General features: G+C 47.2%; 1 protein-coding gene. It reads left to right on the forward strand.

Features of this window, described 5'->3' with window-relative positions:
• Nucleotides 1-1,060, forward strand: a 1,060-nt coding sequence (locus VHA02S_RS24860) for a PAAR-like domain-containing protein (protein WP_061788480.1), incomplete at both ends; no start/stop codon positions are given.

The raw sequence follows: 1,060 nt of genomic DNA on the forward strand, positions 1-1,060 counted from the left end.
TCAAAGGCAGTACGTTCTCAAAAAGTACCGGTGATGCGGGCGGCGATAAAAAAGGCGTCGCATCCGGCACTATAGAAGCCGAAGCAAAATTCATCTCAGCCTCACCAACGGTTAAGTTTGAAGGTAAGGGCGTATGTCGCCTGTCCGACCAAATGACCATGAACAAAGCCAATACCATGTGTCTTGGCGGCGCACAAAACCCATCGGTTTCTGTTACGGAAGAGCAGGAAGGGACCTATACGGTTGACTTATACCTCTCATACTCAGACGGTGAACCTGTTCAAGGCGCAACTTATACTCTAACCGACCAATCTGGCGCCGTATTTGAAGGAACATTGGATAACAGCGGTAAGGCTTCGGTCGGTGGCATTGCTCCGGGTGAGTTTGCCATTGAGTACGGCGAGGACAGCCGAGACTTTATGCCGAATGTGCCAACTAAGACCAATCCGAACTTTAATCCGAGTGCGAACGCTCAACTGATCATTGAAGAAACAAAGAAAGGTGAAGTTGGCTTCTGGGAAAATGCTTGGACGCGAATGTCTGGTGCTGCCAGTTGGATTTGGGGGGTGATTCTTGGTGATTTCAACGATGACGCTTCTGTAGAGCAAATCATCGCCAATACGGCGCTGACGATGATTCCTGTTGTAGACCAAGCCGCTGACGTGCGCGATTTATCTGCGAACATTATGACTTTGTTGACTGAAGAAGAGCGCGATAAGCCTGAAAACTGGTTAGCGCTTTCACTTACCCTTGTCGGCTGTGTTCCTACATTTGGTAGTGCAGTAAAAGGTACGTGTAAAGTTGCGCTAAAAGGCGGTAAAGGAACATCAAAAGATACTTTGTTAGCTGTTTTAAGAGGCATGGGTAAAGGCGATCCAGAAAAATTCTTGCGCACGTTAGATTGGATGGATTACGCCAAGCAAACCAGCCAAATTGTTAGTGATGTTTTAAAACCTTGTATTGAAGTGGCAACTGAGTTGGCTTCATACGCAAACAGAATGGGCGCAGACGAGCTTGGTGCGTATTTCTTGAAGTTAGCGGATGAGGTAAAAATCATCGA

The organism is Vibrio harveyi NBRC 15634 = ATCC 14126 = KCTC 12724 (genome assembly GCF_001591145.1).
In the GTDB taxonomy this organism is placed as follows: Bacteria; Pseudomonadota; Gammaproteobacteria; order Enterobacterales; family Vibrionaceae; genus Vibrio; species Vibrio harveyi.